Origin of the sequence: Halobacillus andaensis (genome assembly GCF_014636475.1) — a bacterium.
GTDB lineage: Bacteria > Bacillota > Bacilli > Bacillales > Halobacillaceae > Halobacillus_A > Halobacillus_A andaensis.
The window spans coordinates 214,981-231,123 of the sequence record NZ_BMEL01000002.1; the positions used below are offsets into that span (position 1 = coordinate 214,981).

At 44.3% G+C, this 16,143-nt stretch carries 19 protein-coding genes; 13 read left to right on the plus strand and 6 right to left on the minus strand.

Features of this window, described 5'->3' with window-relative positions:
- Positions 1 to 13: 13 nt before the first annotated feature.
- The 5 genes from IEV27_RS08570 to IEV27_RS08590 all read left to right on the plus strand — a co-directional run bounded on the left by IEV27_RS08570 (position 14) and on the right by IEV27_RS08590 (position 5,361).
- Positions 14 to 1,600, plus strand: a complete 1,587-nt coding sequence (locus tag IEV27_RS08570; protein WP_188377058.1) for an L-lactate permease — start codon at positions 14 to 16, stop codon at positions 1,598 to 1,600.
- Between the two features lie 166 nt (positions 1,601 to 1,766).
- The gene (locus IEV27_RS08575; RefSeq protein ID WP_188377059.1) at positions 1,767 to 2,474 is read left to right on the plus strand and encodes a FadR/GntR family transcriptional regulator; all 708 of its coding nucleotides are present in this window, start codon (positions 1,767 to 1,769) and stop codon (positions 2,472 to 2,474) included.
- 23 nt (positions 2,475 to 2,497) lie between these two features.
- A complete protein-coding gene (locus IEV27_RS08580) occupies positions 2,498 to 3,214 on the plus strand; it encodes a (Fe-S)-binding protein (RefSeq protein ID WP_188377561.1) in 717 nt (238 codons plus the stop codon).
- 15 nt (positions 3,215 to 3,229) lie between these two features.
- On the plus strand, positions 3,230 to 4,657 hold the full coding sequence (locus IEV27_RS08585) for a LutB/LldF family L-lactate oxidation iron-sulfur protein (RefSeq protein WP_188377060.1): 1,428 nt from the start codon (positions 3,230 to 3,232) through the stop codon (positions 4,655 to 4,657).
- Positions 4,654 to 5,361, plus strand: a complete 708-nt coding sequence (locus tag IEV27_RS08590; RefSeq protein ID WP_188377061.1) for a LutC/YkgG family protein — start codon at positions 4,654 to 4,656, stop codon at positions 5,359 to 5,361. The genes IEV27_RS08585 and IEV27_RS08590 overlap by 4 nt, the downstream gene beginning before the upstream one ends.
- Positions 5,362 to 5,485: 124 nt before the next feature.
- Here IEV27_RS08590 and IEV27_RS08595 read toward each other — a convergent pair whose 3' ends face one another.
- From IEV27_RS08595 to IEV27_RS08605, 3 genes are all read right to left on the minus strand, one after another.
- The gene (locus IEV27_RS08595) at positions 5,486 to 6,283 is read right to left on the minus strand and encodes a LysM peptidoglycan-binding domain-containing protein (protein ID WP_188377062.1); all 798 of its coding nucleotides are present in this window, start codon (positions 6,281 to 6,283) and stop codon (positions 5,486 to 5,488) included.
- A gap of 636 nt (positions 6,284 to 6,919) precedes the next feature.
- Positions 6,920 to 7,666 (minus strand): DUF4397 domain-containing protein, encoded by a 747-nt coding sequence (locus tag IEV27_RS08600; protein WP_188377063.1) that lies wholly within the window; start codon positions 7,664 to 7,666, stop codon positions 6,920 to 6,922.
- Positions 7,667 to 7,736: 70 nt separating this feature from the next.
- Entirely contained in the window at positions 7,737 to 7,922 is a 186-nt protein-coding gene (locus IEV27_RS08605) for a hypothetical protein (protein ID WP_188377064.1), read from the minus strand.
- A gap of 143 nt (positions 7,923 to 8,065) precedes the next feature.
- Here IEV27_RS08605 and IEV27_RS08610 point away from each other — a divergent pair, with 143 nt between their 5' ends.
- The 5 genes from IEV27_RS08610 to crcB (IEV27_RS08630) all read left to right on the plus strand — a co-directional run bounded on the left by IEV27_RS08610 (position 8,066) and on the right by crcB (IEV27_RS08630) (position 10,767).
- The gene (locus tag IEV27_RS08610) at positions 8,066 to 8,599 is read left to right on the plus strand and encodes a 2'-5' RNA ligase family protein (protein ID WP_188377065.1); all 534 of its coding nucleotides are present in this window, start codon (positions 8,066 to 8,068) and stop codon (positions 8,597 to 8,599) included.
- A gap of 225 nt (positions 8,600 to 8,824) precedes the next feature.
- Positions 8,825 to 9,196 (plus strand): CidA/LrgA family protein, encoded by a 372-nt coding sequence (locus IEV27_RS08615; RefSeq protein WP_188377066.1) that lies wholly within the window; start codon positions 8,825 to 8,827, stop codon positions 9,194 to 9,196.
- Position 9,197: 1 nt separating this feature from the next.
- Positions 9,198 to 9,878 carry an LrgB family protein gene (locus IEV27_RS08620; RefSeq protein ID WP_229735015.1) on the plus strand — a complete coding sequence of 227 codons (681 nt, stop codon included), beginning with the start codon at positions 9,198 to 9,200 and terminating at the stop codon, positions 9,876 to 9,878.
- Between the two features lie 152 nt (positions 9,879 to 10,030).
- On the plus strand, positions 10,031 to 10,408 hold the full coding sequence (crcB, locus tag IEV27_RS08625) for a fluoride efflux transporter CrcB (RefSeq protein ID WP_188377067.1): 378 nt from the start codon (positions 10,031 to 10,033) through the stop codon (positions 10,406 to 10,408).
- Positions 10,405 to 10,767, plus strand: a complete 363-nt coding sequence (crcB, locus tag IEV27_RS08630; protein ID WP_188377068.1) for a fluoride efflux transporter CrcB — start codon at positions 10,405 to 10,407, stop codon at positions 10,765 to 10,767. The genes crcB (IEV27_RS08625) and crcB (IEV27_RS08630) overlap by 4 nt, the downstream gene beginning before the upstream one ends.
- An 89-nt stretch (positions 10,768 to 10,856) precedes the next feature.
- Here crcB (IEV27_RS08630) and IEV27_RS08635 read toward each other — a convergent pair whose 3' ends face one another.
- Complete coding sequence (locus tag IEV27_RS08635) at positions 10,857 to 11,891, minus strand: ATP-grasp domain-containing protein (protein WP_188377069.1); 1,035 nt, start codon at positions 11,889 to 11,891, stop codon at positions 10,857 to 10,859.
- A 202-nt stretch (positions 11,892 to 12,093) separates the two neighbouring features.
- Entirely contained in the window at positions 12,094 to 12,960 is an 867-nt protein-coding gene (locus tag IEV27_RS08640; protein ID WP_281063586.1) for a methyl-accepting chemotaxis protein, read from the minus strand.
- Positions 12,961 to 13,110: 150 nt separating this feature from the next.
- Here IEV27_RS08640 and IEV27_RS08645 point away from each other — a divergent pair, with 150 nt between their 5' ends.
- Complete coding sequence (locus IEV27_RS08645) at positions 13,111 to 13,305, plus strand: aspartyl-phosphate phosphatase Spo0E family protein (protein ID WP_229735017.1); 195 nt, start codon at positions 13,111 to 13,113, stop codon at positions 13,303 to 13,305.
- Between the two features lie 113 nt (positions 13,306 to 13,418).
- Here the strand turns inward: IEV27_RS08645 and IEV27_RS08650 are convergent, their stop codons facing one another.
- Entirely contained in the window at positions 13,419 to 14,615 is a 1,197-nt protein-coding gene (locus tag IEV27_RS08650; RefSeq protein ID WP_188377071.1) for a cytochrome P450 family protein, read from the minus strand.
- A gap of 309 nt (positions 14,616 to 14,924) precedes the next feature.
- On the opposite strand from IEV27_RS08650, the gene IEV27_RS08655 reads away from it, so the two are divergent.
- Positions 14,925 to 15,563, plus strand: a complete 639-nt coding sequence (locus IEV27_RS08655; RefSeq protein WP_188377072.1) for a class I SAM-dependent methyltransferase — start codon at positions 14,925 to 14,927, stop codon at positions 15,561 to 15,563.
- Entirely contained in the window at positions 15,563 to 15,973 is a 411-nt protein-coding gene (locus IEV27_RS08660) for a VOC family protein (RefSeq protein ID WP_188377073.1), read from the plus strand. Before IEV27_RS08655 ends, IEV27_RS08660 begins: the two co-directional genes overlap by 1 nt.
- The last annotated feature ends 170 nt before the right edge of the window (positions 15,974 to 16,143 follow it).

The window sequence follows — 16,143 nt, forward strand, 5'->3', positions numbered from 1 at the left end:
AGGAGGATTCCATATGCTGTTGCTGGTAGCGTTTAGTGCAATTATTACTCCTTTTGTTTTTCTCGTTCTTCTTCGAATGTCGGCTAAGAAGGGGATGTTCTTTAGTGCACTCATTGTGCTCGCCTTAGCATTTACGGTATGGGGAATGGACGCTAGAGTGATCGCTGCTTCTGTTCTTGAAGGTGCTCATAAGACGCTGACGATCTTGCTCATTTTGTTCGGGGCGATTGTTTTATTAAATACACTTCGACGGACAGGTGCAGTAGACCGGATTAATCAGGGATTTCGCAGCATCTCTACGGATATGCGCGTTCAAGTCATTATTGTAGCCTTTTTGTTCGGGTCGTTAATTGAAGGAGCTTCAGGATTTGGTACACCTGCTGCGGTTACGGGCCCTTTAATGGTTGCCCTCGGATTTACTCCGATGGCGGCAGCTGCTCTTGCTTTAATAGCGGACAGTTCAGCGGTGTCTTATGGAGCAGTCGGGACACCCATTCAAGTGGGGTTAAGCAATTTACCTGATGCTGGAATTCCATTATACCAAGAGATTGGTGCTCAAGTAGCGTTTATCGATTTATTTGCTGGTACGTTTATTCCATTTGTCTTAGTTATCGTCTTAACGCTGTTTTTTGGAAAAAGAAAAGGATTTAAGGATGCATTCGGATTGTTTCCGTGGGCCTTTTTGGTCGGTATTTCCTACACCTCTTCGGCGTGGCTTTATGCAACGTTGTTCGGACACGAATTTGTAGCTATTTTAGCTTCACTGACCGCTCTGGTTGTAGCAACTACTACAGCGAGCAAAGGATTCCTTATCCCGAAAAGCAATTGGCAGGACGCACTTGCAGACGATGCAGAAGAAGTAAACGAGCAGTCTTCAATGTCTTTAGTTACCGCGTGGTCTCCTTATTTGATTATTGTTGTTTTACTGTTAGTCACACGAATTATTCCTGTTGTCAAAGACGCTGCTATGACATGGGTCGATCTGACGTGGACGAATATTCTTGGCGTTGAAGGGATTACTTCAGATTGGGAAGTCCTCTATTCTCCAGGAACGGTACTGGTGGCAGCGGCGCTGCTTGCTATCGTGATCCAACGAGCATCTTTCCGTCATTTTATGGAAGCGTCTAAAGAGTCGGTGCAATCGATGAAAGATGCAGCGCTTGCGCTCATTGCTACGCTGGCTCTTGTTCAAGTATTCACAAACTCAGGGCTCAATGCTCAGGATTTAGTCAGTATGCCGGAATATATTGCGCAAACGCTGGCAGGAAGTTTTGGTCCGATGTGGATCTTTGTCGCTCCTTTTCTTGGCGAGCTTGGCTCTTTTATTACAGGTAGTGCGACTGTTTCACAATTAACGTTTTCTCCGATCCAATATAATATCGCACAAGAGACAGGACTTGACACCAATACGGTTCTCTCTCTTCAGGTGATCGGTGCTTCGGCAGGGAATATGATTTGTGTGCATAACGTCGTAGCCGCGGGTACTGTGGTTGGTCTTTCTGGAAAAGAAGGCGATATTATTCGAAAAACGCTAGGTCCAGCTCTCCTATATGGTGCTGCAGCCGGGATTATAGCGTGGATAGTAAGCTTATTCATGTAATTTGTTGAGCAGATCGATTGAAGAGGTGATCTGCTCTGTTTCCGTTTCGACCACAAAAAAAGCCGCAGCAATCCCTCCTTGTTTTTTCCAATAAAAAAGCCTACAATAAAATAAAGCAGGTCATCTGATGACCTAATCACAATTAAACGTAAGAGAGGTCATAGCCGTGGAATATAAACCCGTTCGTTCGAAAAAGATTTATGAGCAAGTCGCTGATGCACTGCTCGAGTCACTAAAAAAAGGAGAGTTGAGGCCAGGAGACAAGCTCGACAGCGTCGAACATTTAGCAAAAAACTTTAATGTAGGGCGCTCGGCCATCCGTGAAGCGTTAAGTGCCTTAAGGGCGATGGGCATTCTGGAGATGCGCCAGGGGGAAGGAACGTATGTCAAAGCGTTTGATGCATCCAGGTTTTCACTGCCCGTCTCTGTTGCGTTTTTAATGAGGCGTGAGGATTTAAAGGATTTACTTGAAGTGCGCCACGTTCTTGAAGTGGGAGCGGCCGGTTCAGCTGCGCTTCACTACACAGAAGAAGATTTAAAGCCGATGGAGGACGCATTGCTTGCGATGGAAGAAGCCAAAGGAAATGGCGAACTCGGAGAGCAGGCTGATCTTGATTTTCATGTAGCCCTCGTTCAGGCTACGCATAATCAAATGTTCATTCATCTTATGAAAAGCGTGGCGGATATTATGGTGCAGGCGATGCGGGAAACGCGAAAGCTGCTTCATACAGAAGAAGGGACGGAGCGCCTGCTTGAAGAGCATCGGCAAATCTTTGCAGCGGTGGCTGCGCGTGATGAACAGGGCGCGAAAGACGCGATGTATAAGCACTTAAGCAATGTCGAAGCTTCACTAGAAAATTATATAACAATCTAACTTAGGAAAGGGAGAAGACGATGATGAGAGTTTCTTTGTTCATAACGTGTTTATGTGACACGCTGACACCGGATGTCGGTAAGGATACGGTGCAGCTGCTGGAGCGTTTTGGGTGCGAGGTTGATTTTCCAGAAGGGCAGACGTGCTGCGGTCAGCCGGCGTACAACAGCGGTTACGTAAAGGAATCAAAGCAGGCGATGAAGCAGATGATTCAAGCATTTGAAGATAGTGAGTATGTCGTTGGCCCGTCGGGATCGTGTGTTCATATGCTGAAAGAATATCCGAAGGTGCTGAGTGAGGAGCCAGAATGGAAAAGGCGCGCCGAAGCCCTTGTCGACAAAACGTATGAACTGACCCAGTTTCTCGTTGAGGTGCTTGAGGTGAAAGACGTTGGGTCTACGTTTCAAGGGAAAGCGACGTACCACCCTTCCTGCCATATGACCCGCTTGCTCGGGGTAAAAGATGCACCGCGCATTTTACTGGAAAACGTGAAGGGGCTCGAAATCATCGATCTTCCGTTAAAAGAAGACTGCTGTGGATTTGGCGGAACGTTTGCCGTGAAAAATGCAGCTGTTTCTGAGCAGATGGTCCATGAAAAAGCAGAACATATCAGTGAAACGAAAGCAGATTACTTAATTGGCGGGGACATGGGGTGTCTCATGAATATGGGCGGACGTTTAAGGCGGAATGATCAGGACGTTAAAGTGCTGCATATTGCGCAAGTGCTGAACAGTCAATAAGAAAGGAGCGGAAAAATGAGCATAAAAATTGGTAAGAAGACGTACGCGGAACGGATTCAGGACGGCATCGACAATGCATTTATGAGGCAGGCGGTTTCTTCAGCGCAGGGGCGATTCAGATCAGGCCGTCTGAAAGCAGCGGAAGATCTTGGCGACTGGGAAGAGTGGCGGACGCTGGGAGAAGAAATCCGCCATCATACGATGGAAAATCTCGATTACTACCTCTATCAGCTCAGTGAACAAGTAGAAAAGCGCGGCGGCACGGTGTTTTTTGCCAAAACGGCAGAGGAAGCGAATCAATACGTTCAGAAAATTGCTCGTGAAAAAGAAGCAAAGAAAGTCGTGAAATCAAAGTCCATGGTGACTGAAGAAATCGGCTTAAATGAAGCACTGGAAGAGAGCGGGTGTGAGGTCGTCGAATCCGATTTAGGAGAGTGGATTCTCCAATTAGACGAAGATCCGCCTTCACACATCGTCACCCCCGCCCTGCACAAAAATAAAGAACAAATCCGCGAAACGTTTGCGGAGAAAAAAGGCTATACAGGGTCGGATCAGCCGGAAGAGCTCGCCGCGTTTGCGCGTGAGCAACTGCGACAGGACTTTCTGTCTGCGGACATTGGTGTTACCGGCTGTAACTTTGCCGTGGCCGAGTCTGGGGCGGTGACACTCGTCACAAACGAAGGCAATGCACGTATGGTCACATCGCTTCCCGATACGCAAATTTCCGTCATGGGGATGGAGCGAATTGTGCCGACGTGGGAGGACCTCGAAGTCGTCGTTAGTCTTTTAACCCGAGCAGCTGTCGGCCAAAAGCTGACCAGTTATATTACGGCTCTGACAGGGACGAAGCTGGAAGGAGAAGTCGATGGTCCAGAAGAGTTCCACCTCGTCATCGTTGATAACGGCCGTTCGAAAATTCTCGGCACTGAGTTTCAATCGGCCCTGCACTGCATTCGCTGTGCTGCCTGCATTAATGCGTGTCCCGTTTATCGTCACGTCGGCGGTCACTCATACGGCTCCATTTATCCTGGACCGATTGGTGCCGTCCTCACTCCACTGCTCGATGGGTATGAAGATCATAAAGATTTACCGTATGCTTCTACTTTGTGTGCCGCCTGTACAGAAGCCTGTCCTGTAAAAATTCCGCTCCACGAGCATTTAATCCGCCACCGTGAGATCATTGTGGAGCGGGAACAGATGGGATCAAAAGCCGAAGCTGTCATGATGAAAGGCTATGCGAAATGGGCCTCCACTTCAGCTGCTTACAAGCTGAGTACGAAGATGGCGCACACGGCCTTAAAGCCGTGGACGGAGGATGACTACATTTCAAACGGGCCAGGACCGCTCAAAGGATGGACAGCGTCCCGAGACTTCCCTGCTCCCGCTCGGCAAAGCTTCCGCAACTGGTACAAACAACGGGAGAAGAGGAGGAATGACGGATGACCATTCACCATCGTGAACATTTTTTAAATGAAATCGCTGAGCAGCTGGGGCGTCCGCGCCGGACAGAGGTCGAACCGCCCGTTTACTCCGTGCAGCCGCAGGATCGAGTGCTTGCTGGAGCAAGGGCTGATGAACTCGTTGACGTTTTGGAAAAACAATGTGAAGTCATTCATACCAATCTGGAAAAAGCGACAGTTGAAACATTGCCCGAAGTCTTGCGGAAGGTACTGAACGCGTATGGCGTGCGCTCAGTCGTAGCAGCAGGCGGGCCGCGGAATCAGGTGAGCGGCATGGATGAGTTTTACGATCGGTTAAGCGGCGAAGGGTATGAGGTTCGTGTGTGGGATGAACAGGAAGGCCGAAGCAATGTTGAGTTTGCTGAACGCGCAGGCGCCGGCATTGTGTTTAGCGATCTTACGCTTGCCGAATCAGGGACCGTGGCGCTGTTTAACGATCGCTTTAATGGCCGCTCGATCAGTCTGCTCCCTGAAACGTTTATCGCCATTGTACCTAAAAGCACGCTCGTGCCGCGCATGACGCAGGCAGGAAGGCTGATTCACGCTGAAGAAAGCAAAGGAAACCCCGTCTCCTCCTGTGTCAGCTTTGTAACAGGACCGAGCAACAGTGCTGATATCGAGATGAACTTGATTGTCGGCGTTCACGGTCCGGTCAAAGCGACGTATATCGTCGTTGATGATATGTAGAGTTTCGCTCATAAAAAAGATCAGCCGACGCGCCTAATGCGAAGGCTGATTTTTTAGTATAAACAAGGGTATGTTTGATCCGGCTGATCGTGTATCGTTTCCTCATTTGTTTTTGTTTTTTGTTTTAAAATCTTACACTTACTTTCACTAAATCCTGAATACTTCCATCCTTCGCACTTCTCGTATACACCCACAGTTCCCCAGAAGAAGCTGTAGGGGTACGTTCAAAATTCATAGATTCAGAGAACGAACCATACGAGGGAGCGCCGGCAGAGGTCTGCACAGCTGTCTCTCGAATAATTGTCTGACCGCTGCTGTCTTTCATTTGGTAGAGAATGCTCCCTTCAAAAGCGCGAGCGTATCCACTCAACGTTTGCCCATCGCGTACCTTACTTCCGGGAAAGGGGCGGAGAACCAGCATATTTCGCGATGATGGATAGGGAATGATTAACTGATAGCCTGGAAAGATCACGTCGGGAGATAAGCCGGGTCGGTTTTGATTCGCTTGAAGGACGGCAGACAGAGAGAGGCCGAAACGCTGAGAAATGGCGTTCAGCGTGTCGCCTTGCTCGACTTCATAGATAAATACGGGAATACGGATCACTTGGCCGATGTAAATAAAGTCAGGGTGCTGGATTTCAGGGTTTAATCCTTGAATTAAATCGATACTCGTTGAATAATTTTGTGCGAGTTGATAGAGCGTATTTCCCTGGCTGATGATTTGATTGACTTGATTATGATGAAACACAGGAACGACGAGGACCTGACCTGGATAAATGAGACCGGGATCGGTGAAAGGCGGGTAGAGGGCATTAGCCGTCTCGATTAAAGGAATTTGACTCCCCAGCCTTGCCGCAATGGAATACAATGTATCGCCAGGCTGAACCGTATAAATAAAAGAAGATCGATCAACAATTGCCATATGCTTCACTCCTCCGTTTTCAGAGCTGTTTGCTTCATCGTATTCGTTTACTAACAGAGGGGTGAGTAAAGAGTCCAATGCACCTCAATAAAAAAGGCAGCCCTAAATGGGAGGCTGCGGAAAACTGAGGGTTGAAAAAAAGGGTCTGTATGGTTTTATGTCCATACAGACCCTTTTGTCTTTTAATTTTAACGGATTCTAAGATATCTATTTCCTTCATAAGTTTAACGATTCTTTTCGCATTAGCCTTGAAAACTGCTATCGCACCTTGAATGCGCATGCCTTCGAGCCCAGGAGTTGAAGTTCGATGTTTTGAAAGTAGCGTCTTACTTGTACAAAGAGAAATTATTCTTTTATAAAGCAAAGAAAATCACTCTTTTTAGATAGGACTTTGGTGATTCCCCAATGAACGATCGGTGGTCACGCCTGGTCGATTAAAACCGGCCACGTCCTGTGGCCAACATCGACACTAGCACGTCCGGTGGGTCGCGGGAACAGCACGATCCGAAGATCCACTTGGTGAAGTGGTCTTCTTGACCAAGTTAGCTGAGGTCGTGCCCACGGCAAGCGATTCGTGGAATCAACAACAAACTGTGACAGCTCCTATTTCAGTGACCTCCCAAATGGAGCAGCCTTTTATGGTTTTAAGAAAATAGCTTCAAGCGGAGGATCTTCTCCTGCAAGCCCGACGGCTACAGCCGTATAAGCCTGGTTAGGGTTTAAGGATACATCAGGAATGGTAAGCGCAACGTCATTAGAACCAGCGACGCGAACTTCTAAATCTGCCGTAGTCGGTGAAAGCGTTACGTAACGGGTCGATTTACCGAACGGAACATTACGGAAAAGAACGTCTCCTCCTTTTACAGCAATATCAACGGCAGGTGCGTTAGGGGATAAGTGCCAGAATCTCACCTTGGCTTTTCCAGGTGACACCCCTTCACTATCTACAGCTGCAATAAGCTGCAATTCTTCTACTGTACCTGCAGCTGCCACCGTGTACATTTTTCCGGGCTCCACCTCTACCATTTGGGATAAAACAGGCCCATTGGATTCGCCTTCTGGAAAAATATCAATTTGATATTGTCCCGCAGGAACGCTTAAATAATCACTGTGTTGTTTGTAAGAGATCCCTTGTAACACTTGTTGTCCATTCACATAAATGTCCACGGCTGGTGCATCAGGCGAGGCATGCAGGACACGGACCATTGAATTTCCATTCATGCCCATCGTATCTTGACGTTGATTCATTAGCTGACGCATGCATTCTAGATGTTTTTGATAGTAGTAAATATGCTTGTTTGGGTCAATGTACTTGTAATAATTCGACATCAAATCATATTGAGCGGCTTGCCAGGCCAATTGATCGGCGTTTTGATGATACATACTCCCTCTCCTCTCGTACGAAGTACCATCAATAGCCTATTCATTTTATAAAAAAAGTAGAACTTGCTGTTTAGCTGCTGCGGGAAGAGGGGGCAACCGCATAACCGATCAGACGAGTAATCAAGCCGGCGGTTAGAGCGGCTAACACACTAAGCAGCAGCTCCTCTGTAAGAGCTTTACCGATTTGATAACCGACCGCGATCATAATTCCTGTCATAATACCGATAACCATGTGGTGACCTTTGTTCTCATTCACTGGCGAAAGCTCCTTTACGAACCGTTTGGTATCAGCTTTACCATGTCGCCTTTTCCTCATACAAAAAACTGATCTGCCCTGAAGGAAGGTTATGTTACTATGGAAAGAAGGCTCGTTGGAAGTTTTATGAAGGAGGAGATGATGTGCACTATTTTATAGGGGTTGTACCTTCAGAAGCATACAAGTTGAGAGTAATAGAGTTCCAGCAAAACTGGAAAAATCATTCGATTACGGAGGTGGTGGAACCGCATATTACTCTTAAAGCTCAAGGAGGGTTAACAACAGATGAGAAGTGGCTAAGTGAAGTCAAAGAAGTGTGTGATCACTTTCATTCATTTCAAGTGTCATTAGGCCCACCCAAGTTCTTTGGTGACGACATTCTTTATTTACGTGCTGTCTCAAGTGAACTATATAACCTGCATAATCATATGGTTAGCGCAATCTCTCCTTCTGCCGACTTAATTAAGAAGTACTATGAACTTGATGATTTTGTACCACACATGACTTTAGGGAAAACGAGTTATGGTTTAACAAAGCAAGAACTTAAAGAAATGGCAAAATCGGCAGAAGAGGAACTTGGTCCTTTTCCAACTGTCGATGTTACCTTTGTGAGAGTCTATCGAGAACGAAAACCAAATCAGTACATAAAACTCGTAGACCTTCCTTTACTACGTTAGAATGTCTACGCTTTTTCTAGAGAAAATCAATAGAATAAGAGAAAGGACTTTCGAAAGGTGAACGTTCTTTTTAAAATCCAGGAAATGATAACTGTGAAAAGTGACATCCGGCTCCAGCTTAGAAGAATTGACATCTTCAGTAGACGTGGTATTTTGTAAAGTGTTCCACTTCGATCGTTCGAAGTTATAATCAGAATGTAGTTAGCTAAAGAAAGGTTAATCGTTATGAAAATCATAAAAACAATCATACAAATTGCCGTATTGTACGGCATTTATTTTTTAGGAGAAAGCATCCAATCTCTCCTGCAAATTCCGATCCCCGGAAGCATCATTGGACTGCTCCTCCTGTTTACAGCTTTAGCTTTTCACATCGTTCCTGTGGAATGGATTGAAGACGGCGCCCGGTTGATCTTAACGTATTTGCCGTTATTTTTTATTCCGGCGACGGTGGGGGTCATTAACTATCCTGATTTCTTGTCCTGGACAGGATTGCTGCTGGTGATCATTGTCATCATTAGTACACTAGCGACTATGGCAGCGGCTGGATGGGTCAGCCAGTTTTTCCAGCTGAGACAGAGCAGAAAGGAAGCGAAATAGAATGTTCGCCATATTCATGATTGCCTTTACGATCGGTGTCTTTGTACTGATGAGCCGGCTATATGCTCGCTTGTACAATCCTTTGTTTGTACCTGTGCTCACCTCAACCATTATCATTGCTTCAACTCTTGTTATCTTTCAAATCCCTTATGAAAGTTATATGACAGGAGGGAAGTGGATTGACTCGTTTTTAGGTCCCGCCGTTGTCGCGCTGGCTTATCCGATGTATCGCCAGAGAAAAGAAATTACCAAATACATGCTGCCCATCATGATGGGCGTACTTTCCGGGCTGTTTACAGCGTTAACGACAGGATTCTGGTTTGCTAAACTAGTTGGGGTGGACCGTACGTTTATTTTAACGATGGTACCGAAGTCCTTAACCACTCCGGTGGCCATTCCAGTTTCTGCAGAGATTGGCGGAATTCCTTCGATGGCCATTGTTTTTACAATGGTTGCTGGCTTTACGGGGATTGTAGCGGGACCGTTGTTCCTTCGATTAATAGGAATAAAAGGTGCTCTTGGAATGGGAATGGCGCTTGGCAGTGCCTCGCATGCGCTCGGCACGTCAAAGGCATTTGAATATGGGCAAGAACCGGCTTCGATGAGCTCTGTAGCTATGAGTTTAAGTGCTGTGTTTGGATCTGTAATCGGGCCGTTATTTGTGTGGTTGTTCCATATTTAACGGTCTGGTTATCGGTCACCTTTTTCTTTCGTTAAGTTGATTGGTGCACCATAGAGGCATATAATGTCCATAGAGGCGTTAACGACAGACTAATGACACTCCTACTAGTATACTGCTAGTAGGAGTTTTTTGATCGAAAAGGAGGCATGGCGATGGTTTATTTATGGGTAGGGGCTGCAGGTTTCCTGGGGGCATGCTTAAGGTATGTAATTGGAGTTCTTCTCTATGATGCCGATCTCTATTTTCCGTTTTCAACACTATCCGTCAATTTAATCGGCAGCTTCTTGCTGGCCTGGTTTACATATCAACTTGTACATAAATACGCCATTTCGTCGAAGCTGAAGGCAGCTATTGGGACAGGGTTTGTTGGTTCCTTTACAACTTTTTCAACGTTAAGTGTGGAGACCGTGGCGTTATTTGAAAGAGGCAGCTTGTTCTTAGGGATACTCTATATTTCTGTGAGTATTGCGGGTGGACTGTTGTTCTCGAACCTCGGTTATTCTATAGGTAAAGGGAGGAGAAGGGCATGAACCTCGTTCATCTATTGTTCGTCGGGGCTGGAGGGTTTGTAGGAGCCATTTTGCGTTTTGCTGTCAGCCAATTCGTAAACAAAAGGTACGCCTTTCAATTGCCGGTTGCTACGCTCATCGTTAATTTAGCAGGCTCCTTCTTATTGGGGCTCATTATGGGAGCAGAAGCATCGGAACCCATCTATCTCCTGCTGGGGGTAGGGTTAATGGGTTCCTTAACCACTTTTTCAACATTTAAATTAGAGGGAATCCAGCTCCATGTAAATAGAAAGTGGAAGACATTCATTGCTTATAACAGCCTCAGCTATGGAGGAGGCATAGTGTTAGCGTTTGTCGGCTTTATGATCGGACGTTTATGAGGGGAGCAAAAGAAAAAAGTGCTGGACCTTTGTTTAAGAAGGTCCGCACTTTATTACTGCATCCAGCCCATATGTATGAAGTCTGTCGATTAAGAAGTCGTTTCTTCACTTTCATCTACAAAAAGATGGTCACGATAGCGAATCATTCGAATGTTCCATTTCGGGTCGACGGATGGATATTCCCCTAACACATTGTACTGGAGAAAAAGGTAGGGAAAATTCACTTCTGCTCCGAGGCTCATAATCTGGCTGCCGCAAAAGCGGGGGTTTACATCTGTTAATTTAAATCCTTCTGCAGACTCAATGAACTGTATGTTAATAAAACCATTGGTTACAAGTTTTTCTGTAATCGCAGTGGCTGCTTCAATAAGTTCTTCGTTGTAAACGACTTTGCCGTCTAAAACGAGCCCGCTTGACACGCCGTCACGCTCCCTGGGTATGGCTGTAACCACTTCTCCTTCATGAATAAGTACATCGACGCTGTATTCCATTCCTTCCAGGTATTCCATCGCAATCCGGCGTTCGCTAGAATCCACTTCACAGTAATCTTCTAAATCCACAATCTTGTTCTGTCCTTTTTTCAAAGCTTTTAAGAAATTATCTCGGTTGGTTAATACAGCATACCCCATGGCTCCATGTCCTTCTACTTGTTTCGCCACGATGTATTCATCCTGCGAGAAATGAGTGTTAACAAGCTGAAGCAGCTCTTTTGGATGGTTAAATCCAACATATCGTGGAACATAGGAAGCCAGGTTCATTTCGTTTAAATATTCATAAATGCTTTCTTTATTCATGAGAATCTCAAAATGATTACTTTGAGGAAGGGCCACAACAGCGGATAATTCATCTCTAAAGGTTTCGTAAATCTCAATCTCTTCATGGAGGGAAGGGTAGACCGTATCGATCTTTTCTTTTTCTACGATCTCTGCAATAGCTTTCTTGTATTCACCTTCCTGGGTAAAACGGGGAATCTGATACGTTTTATGACAAAACTGGTTGCCGGAAGTGACTCGTCGTCTGTCGGCTCCAATAATGTGGACGTTTTCTTTTTCTCTTAGACCCTGCAGGATTCCTTGAGCAGTTGGGCCACCTATGCCAGTTACCAAAACGTTGATTCTCTTCATTTGTCATCTCCCTCACTAAGTTGTCGGTATCTAATTTTGTCTATTTATCGGACTAGTCAAAATGATCTATCATTCTATTATAAATGTTCATATGGATAAGCACAAAGAAACAGGCTGAAGTTTTTTCCATATAAAAAAGTGTCCTCTATGAATGAACGAAAAGCAATAGAGAACACGGTTTCCTACGATTTGTAAGTCTCAATTACAATAATTCTGAAGCATATTTATTTAACTCTTTACTCTTCTTCTCAATTTCACTAATAAAAGAAGATATTTCCTCAGTAGATGAAGCCTGCTGCTTACCGACGGCAACGACCTGTTCAATAGAAGAAGAAATCTCTTTCATAGACGATTGAATGTTTGTAAGGGTGGTTCTGATTTTTTCTGTAGAGGCTACCGTTTCATTAGAAAGCTTTCTAATCTCATCAGCCACAACTCCAAATCCTCTTCCCATATCTCCTGCTCGTGCCGCTTCAATCGAAGCATTTAATCCCAGTAAATTCGTTTGATCGGCAATTCTTTTAATAAAAGTTAATACTTCATCTGTATTTTTAACTTCTGTTGCAGCTTTCCGGGCCTGTTCATATAAGATGCCGCTCGTCTCTGATAAGTCTTCCGCGCTTTTGGCCACATTAGAAACTTCTGTGTTCGCCTGGGTTAAAGAAGTCACAATTTGATCAGATATATTTAAAAGTTCTTTCTCGTTTTGTTCTTGGAGCTGAATGGCAATGGCTCCTACTACTCGTCCGTTTTCACAGATAGGGTTAGCAAGTCCTGTGAAAGGAAAGCCGAAAAATTCAGTATCCACTTCTGTTCGTATGACCTTGTTGCTGCGAATACAATCAGCCAAAGGTTCTCTAGGATTTATTTTTGTTCCAGGTTTAACCCCTAAATTAATCTTTCTGCTCGGTAAATATGTCATCCATTCTTCGCGGTTGGTAAGTCCGATGGCGATGTCTGGAAGCATGGCGTGAATAGTGGGCAGGACTTGAATAAAGGAATCCAGCAGCAGACTTTCATTTTTAGTAGATTGATTCTGTAATTGTACGATTTTTCGATTTGTCGTCATCTTGTACCCCCGATTTCTGTTACTAACCTTTAGCATTTACCACTTCTTTTAGTAAAATAAACCTTTTTTATAGGTCAAATATAATGAGTGAACACAATTTATTAACAATAATATCATTCTTATGACATTGGCAATTAAAAAGTTATTTTATTGGAAAATTGGGTAAATAGTTTAAATGGGGGTGTTACCATCAACATTCATGACTTGGAAGAGCAAGTTGAGCTTCTGAGAAAAGCCATGCAGGAGCTTTATTTAGAAAATCCTCAAGACCCCCGGTTAGTACGAATATCACAGTCCTTAGATGAACTTTTAAATGAACTAGACCGTCAAAGGCAAACAGGGTAAAAGATGAGTAAAGGCGTCTTGAGGCAGAAGGGAAAAGTAAGTCATTTAAACACAGAGGATAGAGAAAGAATGCTTCACGTGAAACAAAAAGCTAGAGCCTGCAGTTGACGGCTCTAGCTTTTTGTTTGTATTTGTAAATGTTCTAATCCTCGCAGTAAAAAGACGGTACGCCATTCTGGATTATTTTCACTCAAGTGAATCTGAGGGAAAGTTGAAAGTAACCGCTCAAGAGCAATTTTACCTTCTAGACGCGCTAACGGAGCCCCTAAACAAAAGTGGATCCCATAACCAAATGCGATATGAGCGTTTCGGGATCTCGTTATATCGAGTTGTGAAGGATTCTCAAATTTATCCTCATCTCGATTGGCTGAACTAATGGAAGCGAGCACTAAGTCGCCCCGGCGAATGGTTTGTCCATGAAATGCCATATCCTCCTGCGCCCAGCGTGCAGTCGAGAAGTCAACGGGGCTATAATAGCGCAGCCCTTCTTCAATCGCTGGTTCCACTAATGAGGGATCGTCCTTTAGTTTTTTTAGCTGATCAGGATGTTGAAATAAGGCATACATCGTATTCGCAATTAAATTAACCGTCGTTTCGTGCCCGGCAATGATGAGAAGAACCACCATAGAATACAATTCATCTTTACTTAATTGTTCGCCTTCTTCCTCTGCCTGTAGAAGTTTAGTAATGAGATCATCCTGGGGGTGCTGCTTGCGCTCTTCAAAAAGGCTTGTTAAATAACTCGTGAAAGCTTCCACGTCTTCGATGAAATCAGTTTCGAATTCATTAGAAGCAGCGATAATTGTGTTGGACCACTTACGGAAGCGATCACGGTCCTCTGAAGGAACACCTAGCAGCTCGCTAATGACAATGATGGGAAGAGGGAACGCATAATCATCGATTAGATCCACCGGGGATGATTTCTGTTCCATTTGTGCAAGCAGCTGATCGGCTATTTCAACAATTCTAGGTTCTAATTGTTTAATGGTTTTAGGATTGAAAAATGGCTGTACAAGCTTGCGGAGTCTCGTGTGGTCAGGAGGATCAACATCAAGCATCATATTTTCAAAAATGTTAACGTCATCTGACTTCGCTTGATTGGCTGCGGTTTGAAATAATTTCTTTTGATCTTTAATAAAGCTGGGCTGTTTTAATAGCTCTTTGACATCATCGTATTTGGTTACCAGCCACGTCGATTGATCGCTTTGCTGCGACATCGGAAATATAGGTTGTTCTTGACGTAATTTTTTAAAAAAAGGGTAAGCTCCTTTTTTAAATTGAGATTCATAGATCGTTTCCATACTTTCCATGGGATCAATCCCCCTATCCTATGATCTGACTGATCGGTCAGTATAGGTTAAGTATAAAAGAAAGGGAAGATGGAACTCAAACAATATATGGAAAATTTATTAATCATAGAAATGTTTCACGTGAAACATTTTGTCTTATATGACAAATAATTGAGTCAAGTGGTAAAATTTAAATAATTATGAAAAAGGTAGTCGATTAAATGGAATACATAAAAGAGAACGTGAAAATTTTAAAAGTGGAGGAAATAAACAGCTGATCGCCGAGCGCATGATGATGCTCGACGAAACAGCGATATTGGAGGAGCATTCATGTTAAACGAAAAAGGATTTGATTTGTGGGCGAATCACTATGATAAGACCGTCCAATTAAGTGAAGAAAATAACCAGTACCCTTTTGCGGGATATAAACAAATTTTAACTGTCATTTATAACGAAGTCATGCAGCAAAACCAATCGACAATTTTGGATATTGGGTTTGGCACAGGTGTGTTAGCAGCAAAGCTTTATGAGCATCATCACGAAATCATAGGAATCGATTTTTCAAGGCAAATGATTTCTATTGCTCAATCTAAGATGCCTGACGCTCAGTTGCTGGAATGGGATATTTCAAAAGGTCTTCCTGCCGAAGTTCAATCGAAAGCCTTTGACTCGATCATTAGCACCTATGCTTTACATCATGTAAGAGATGAAGAAAAGGTACGCGTCATTAAGCGTCTGCTTCCTTTGTTAAAGGAAAAAGGTAAAATTCTTATAGGTGATGTTGCTTTTCAATCACGTCAACAGCTAGAGGCGTGCAGGATGGACAATATAGATGTTTGGGACGACGATGAGTTTTATTTTGTGGTGGAGGAATTGAAAAACATGTTAAAAGGCGTCTGCACGTGTGAGTTTCATCCGGTCTCTCACTGCGGTGGTGTCATCGAATTGAGGAAAAGGGGGAACGATTAATGGAAGCATGGAATTACATGAGAATTGCCCGTCCTACGAATAAACTTGAGGAGATGCGGACCTTTTACGAACAAGTGCTGAAGCTTGAGAAAATTGGTGAATTCAACCATAACGGCTATCACGGATTGCTGTTTGGTTTACCTGACCAAAACGTCCATCTTGAGCTTCTGCAAAGTGAACATAAAATTACAGCAGAAGCTCCGTCAGAAGATCACTTGCTCGTTTTTTATTTAAACTCGATTGAACAAATTGAAGCGATGCGCCAACAGTTTGAGAGCCATCATATATTTCCCGTCGCACCCATTAACCCCTATTGGAAGGACAAGGGCTATACGTTTGAAGACCCTGAAGGCTGGCGTGTTGTCTTTTGTATCGATATAAAAAAGTATAACCAGGGAGAAAGAATGTAATAAAAGCTGTAAAAGAGCCGGGGACATAAGTAAAGCCTTAATGTTAAAAAACTGAATCGTGTAATCGCAGCTCATTAGCGTCCCGCAGGAAAGCGCTCTTTGCTTTCCGAGGAAGTTACGTATAGAGGGTTTTTAGAAGTAGAGATGTGAACAAACGAATGAGTTCACAC